Raw genomic sequence first — 2,182 nt, 5'->3', positions numbered from 1 at the left:
ATGACATTTACATCAGGATATATCCTGCCGCCTTCGATTGAAGGTAAATTCGCATTCAATGAAGGTAAATCTTCAAGCGGCCCACATTTCGCTCTTCCGCATCGAAACCATGGGCAGGGCCTTCGCCCCTGCCCTCAAACGCAAAACGCTCTCAAGGGTTCACCTCCGGGACAGCTTTCCTCCAGGATCGCTTTGTCGGCCTTTGTGTGCCCCTCGTACTCGTCGTGAGCGCGACGAACAGCCCACCTTTTCTTTGCTGATTGAGACCGCGAGATAAGTTCCTTCATCTGCAGGAGTGGAACGGGATGGTTGGAGATCGCGCTGGCGCCATGCTTGGAGTCATGGATGAAGCCATGGATGAAGCCAGGCATGATGGAGTCTACCGGCGGATCGAGGTGATCACCGGTCGACGACAGCGGCGGAACTGGACCGACGAAGAGAAGGCGCGGATCCTTGCTGAAAGCGCAGAACCCGACGTGAACATCTCGGCCGTCGCCCGGCGCTGGGGCGTCAACCGCGGTTTGCTGAATGTCTGGCGCCGCGAAGCCGGGCTGACCGCTCGACGATCCGCGCAAGCCTGCGCGCAGCAGGCCATGTTCGTGCCGGTGACCGTCGTTGGAGAACGAGCGCCTCCCCAGAGCGCGTCGTCGGATATCGCTTCCGTTGCTTCCGGCCGAATTGAGATCGAGATTGCCGGAGCACGCATGACCGTGATCGGCTCGGTGGCGCCCGAGTTGGCGCAGGCGATCGTGGCAGCATTGCGAGCACGCCGGTGATCGGACTTTCGCCGAATGGCGTGAAGATCATGGTGGCGACGCAGCCTGTCGACTTCCGGCGCGGCATGAATGGCCTTGTTGCGCTGGTGGCGTCAGCGCTTTCGGCTGATCCCTACTGTGGTGACGTGTTTGTGTTCCGCGCCAAGCGGTGCGATCGCCTGCGCTGCATTTATTGGGACGGGTCGGGCATGATCCTAGCGACGAAGTGGCTTGAGGCGGGCAAGTTCGTTTGGCCACCGATCCGCGATGGCGCGATGCAGATGAGTAGCCAAGAGTTCTCGCTTTTGCTGGCCGGTATCGACTGGACTCGGGTTAAACGGAACGTCGTAAAGCGGCCGACGAAAGTGGGCTGATCCTATTGGATTTGCTTGTAGATTCAGGATCATGTGCTAGGGTCAGCCATGCCGCTTCGACCCGACCCTTTACCTCAGGATGCCGCCCAATTGAGCCGGATCATTCTCTCGCTCGATGCGGAGAATGCCGACCTCAAGGCGCGCGTTGCCTTCCTGGAGGGCCAGCTCTTTGGGCCGAAGTCGGAGAAAATGACGGCGATCGACGCGACGCAGGCGACGCTCGACCTTGGCGACCTCAGCGACATTCCCGCAGCTGCCAATGACGATGTTGCGCCCGTCACCGAGGGGACAACACCGGCTCGACGATCGCCAGCCCGCAATATCGGCCGTTTGCCCAAGCACCTTCCCCGGTATGAAGAGGTCATCGAGCCGGAGAGCAAGAGCTGCCCCTGCTGTTCGTTCGACCTGCATTGCATCGGCACGGATGTCAGCGAGGCGCTCGACATCGTGCCGGCTGTTGTCCGGGTCAAACGGACGATCCGGCCGCGCTACGCATGCCGGGCCTGCGAAAGCGTTGTTGTGCAAGCGCCCGCGCCGGCGCGTGTGATGGACGGCGGCATGGTGACTACGGCCTTTGCCGCCCATGTCGCCGTTTCGAAGTTTGCCTGGCATCTGCCGCTGCATCGCCAGGCGCAGATGCTTGCCTCCTGCGGCGTGGTGATCGATCGCGGCACGCTCGGCGCCTGGGTGACGCGGATCGCTTGGTGGCTCGAGCTTCTCTACGATGCGCTTACCGCCTTCATCCGCTCCCAGCCAAGGGTGTTTTGTGATGAGAGTGTGCTGCAGAGGCACGGAAGGAGTTCAGTATGAACTAACCCCGTAACGTGAAGCTGCGTGAATGATGGAGGATGGCCCTCCGGGATCGGCTTTCAGGAGCGGGTCTCAAACCAGTCCGAGCTGCTGCGGTAAAGAGCCGTGGTGGTGAGCGTCGGATGAAACGTTCGGACGAGATCCGAGCAGGTGCATGTCCAAAAGACGAACGAAAGTGAACCCTCCGAGGACGCGTCGTTATGAACTTAAGTGTCGTCGAAACCAGGACCGTTTCGTCATCCT

At 60.5% G+C, this 2,182-nt stretch carries 2 protein-coding genes and 1 pseudogene; all 3 read left to right on the top strand.

Annotated features, from left to right (window positions below):
• Positions 1-305 precede the first annotated feature (305 nt).
• Complete coding sequence (gene tnpA / locus BSG20_RS35185) at positions 306-776, top strand: IS66-like element accessory protein TnpA (RefSeq protein ID WP_093041996.1); 471 nt, start codon at positions 306-308, stop codon at positions 774-776.
• Positions 773-1,129 carry an IS66 family insertion sequence element accessory protein TnpB gene (tnpB, locus tag BSG20_RS35180; protein ID WP_093041993.1) on the top strand — a complete coding sequence of 119 codons (357 nt, stop codon included), beginning with the start codon at positions 773-775 and terminating at the stop codon, positions 1,127-1,129. Before tnpA ends, tnpB begins: the two co-directional genes overlap by 4 nt.
• A gap of 48 nt (positions 1,130-1,177) precedes the next feature.
• Positions 1,178-1,918 (top strand): annotated as a pseudogene (locus BSG20_RS35175) (IS66 family transposase); the annotation flags it as partial.
• Positions 1,919-2,182 lie beyond the last annotated feature (264 nt).

Origin of the sequence: Rhizobium tibeticum, from assembly GCF_900110205.1 — a bacterium.
Lineage (GTDB): Bacteria > Pseudomonadota > Alphaproteobacteria > Rhizobiales > Rhizobiaceae > Rhizobium > Rhizobium tibeticum.
Note: the sequence above shows the minus strand (reverse complement) of the source record. Positions and strands in the feature narration are given on the sequence as shown.